This window comes from Saccharopolyspora sp. (genome assembly GCF_017434145.1).
GTDB classification, from domain to species: domain Bacteria; phylum Actinomycetota; class Actinomycetes; order Mycobacteriales; family Pseudonocardiaceae; genus Saccharopolyspora_C; species Saccharopolyspora_C galaxeae.
Genome location: NZ_JAFRFW010000289.1, coordinates 1 through 2,738, shown reverse-complemented (window position 1 = coordinate 2,738; position 2,738 = coordinate 1). Strand labels below are relative to the sequence as shown.

Here is a 2,738-nt window from a genome sequence, read left to right as displayed (position 1 = left end):
CGAGCACGGGTCGAACGCGGTGTGGGTGGCGTGCTCGCACGGGGACGTGATCAAGGCGGTGCTGGCCGATGCGTTGGGGCTGCACCTGGACGGTTTCCAGCGGATCGTGGTGGATCCGTGCTCGTTGAGCGTCGTGCGCTACACCGAGACGCGGCCGTTCGTGGTGAAGATCAACGACACCGGTTCGGACGTGTCGGCGTTGCTGCCGCCGAAGGAGTCCGAGCAGCAGTCCTCGGATGCCGTGGTCGGCGGTTCCACGGGCGCGCCGGGCGGTGCGGCGTGACCGAGCCGGGGTTCGCGGTCACCGATGTGGCCGCCTACTTCGGTGGCCGGTGGGAGCTGCACCGGGAGATCACCGATGATGCCGGTGGGCGGCTGGGGGAGTTCAGCGGCCGGGCGGAGTTCACCGCGGAGCCCGGCGATCTGCTGGTCTACCGCGAGGACGGGGTGCTCGAACTGGGTGCGCATCGCGGGCCTGCGCAGCGCACGCTGCACTACCAGGTGATCGGGCCGGGGCAGGCGCAGGTGTGGTTCGACTACGGCGATTTCTTCCACGACCTGGATCTGCGCACGGGTCGTTGGCAGGCGAGCCATCCTTGCCGGGACGACCTCTACCGCGGCGAGTTCGGCGTCGAGGGTCCGGATCGGTGGTGGCAGTGCTGGCGGGTCTCGGGTCCTGCGAAGGCGCACACGTTGACCACCCGGTTCCGGCGATCGCCGTAGCCGCGGAAATCCCGTTGCCCGGGTGGCCGGGCGCCGGTCATGATCGTTGGGTCGGGCCGCGCTCGGGGGAGCGCCGAGGGTCGCGGGCGGGTGCGCCGCGCCACCGGTGATGACGGCCCGTCCCGTCCGGTGCGCTGACGTGCCGGACTCGTCGATGAACGCCCGTGCGTGCAGGCTGGTTTGCCGGTGCGGGCGTTTCGCCGTCGCGCGGTGCACGGTTGGGGGCCTGCGCCGTGTGGTGAGGAGGTGGTCCCCGTGCAGCGGCTCGTCGAGGGCGCCGGTGTGCCCATCCGGATGTGGGCGGACCCGCGCGAGGTCGAGGACGCGGCGATGGCGCAGCTGCGCAACATCGCGGACCTGCCGTGGGTGCACGGGCTGGCGGTGATGCCGGACGTGCACCTGGGCAAGGGCGCGACGGTCGGCAGCGTGATCGCGATGCGGGATGCGGTGTCGCCTTCGGCGGTGGGCGTGGACATCGGCTGCGGGATGAGCGCGGTGCGCACGTCGCTGTCGGCGGCGGACCTGCCGGACGATCTGGGCCGGTTGCGGCGGCGGATCGAGCAGGCGGTGCCGGTGGGTTTCGCGATGCACGGCGACCCGGTGGACACCTCGGTCGCCGGTGAACCCGGTTTCGACCGGTTCTGGCGGCGGTTCGACGAGCTGCACGAGGGGGTGCGGGGCAGGCGTGATCGGGCGCTGCGGCAGCTGGGCAGCCTGGGCGGTGGGAACCACTTCATCGAGGTGTGCCTGGAGCAGGGCGGTGCGGGCGCGGGCCGGGTGTGGCTGATGCTGCACTCCGGTTCGCGCAACATCGGCAAGGAGCTCGCCGAGCGGCACATCGAGGTGGCGAAGTCGTTGCCGCACAACGCTGATCTGCCCGATCGGGACCTGGCCGTGTTCGTCTCCGGCACGCCGCAGATGGCCGCCTACCGCCACGACCTGTTCTGGGCGCAGGAGTACGCCCGCCGCAACCGGGCGGTGATGGTCGGGCTGGTGCGGCGGGCGTTGTCGTCGGTGGTGCCGGGAACGCGGTTCGACGAGCCGATCTCGTGCCACCACAACTACGTCGCCGAGGAGTCCTACGGCGGGGTGGAGGTGCTGGTGACCCGCAAGGGCGCGATCCGCGCGGGCAGCGGCGAGCTGGGGATCATCCCGGGCAGCATGGGCACCGGCTCGTTCATCGTGCGCGGGCTCGGTAACGAGGAATCGTTCACCTCCGCCTCGCACGGGGCCGGTCGGCGGATGTCGCGGAACAAGGCCCGCAAGGCGTTCACCGCGGCGGACCTGGCCGCGCAGACCGCAGGGGTCGAGTGCCGCAAGGACGCCGGGGTGGTCGACGAGATCCCGGCGGCCTACAAGGATCTCGACGCGGTGCTGCGCGCCCAGTCGGACCTGGTCGAGGTCGTCGCGCACCTCAAGCAGGTGGTGTGCGTGAAGGGCTGATGGCTGCTGGAGCGGGCAGCGGAGAGGTCGACGTGATCGAGTTGAAGTCCCGCGGCGAACTCGACGTGATGCGGGAAGCCGGACGCATCACCGCCGCAGCGTTGAGCGCGGTGCGCGAGCACGCCGCGGTCGGGGTGCGGCTGCGTGAGCTCGACGAGGTCGCCCGCGCGGTCATCGCCGAGTGCGGCGCCGCGCCGGTGTTCGACGGCTATCACCCGAACTGGGCGCCGAGCCCGTTCCCCGGTGCGATCTGCGCGTCGGTCAACGACGCCATCGTGCATGGCATCCCGGGTGATCAGCGCCTCGCGCGCGGGGATTTGCTCAGCGTGGACTGCGGGGCGCGCCTGGACGGCTGGTGCGGGGACGCGGCGATCACCTTCCCGGTCGGCGAGGCCGACCCGGCGGATGAGCAGTTGGTGCGGGACACGACGGCGGCCTTGGAGGACGGGATCGCCGCTGCTCAGCCGGGCGGGCGGCTCGGGGACGTCTCGGCGGCCATCGGCGTGCTCGGCCGCGGCGGCGGGTATGGGCTGCCCGGCCCGCTCGGCGGTCACGGCGTGGGGCGGGACATG

4 protein-coding genes are annotated in these 2,738 nt (G+C 72.1%); all 4 read left to right on the top strand.

The genetic code is table 11. The features are described 5' to 3' along the window. The coding region (locus tag IJH84_RS08040) for a histidine phosphatase family protein (RefSeq protein ID WP_295142193.1) at positions 1-283 on the top strand (283 nt) is incomplete at its 5' end. Beyond that, positions 280-723 carry a DUF6314 family protein gene (locus IJH84_RS08035; RefSeq protein WP_200072431.1) on the top strand — a complete coding sequence of 148 codons (444 nt, stop codon included), beginning with the start codon at positions 280-282 and terminating at the stop codon, positions 721-723. The genes IJH84_RS08040 and IJH84_RS08035, both read left to right, overlap by 4 nt. Before the next feature lie 255 nt (positions 724-978). Continuing rightward, complete coding sequence (locus tag IJH84_RS08030) at positions 979-2,166, top strand: RtcB family protein (RefSeq protein WP_295142189.1); 1,188 nt, start codon at positions 979-981, stop codon at positions 2,164-2,166. 32 nt (positions 2,167-2,198) lie between these two features. After that, the coding region (locus IJH84_RS08025; RefSeq protein ID WP_295142196.1) for a M24 family metallopeptidase at positions 2,199-2,738 on the top strand (540 nt) is incomplete at its 3' end.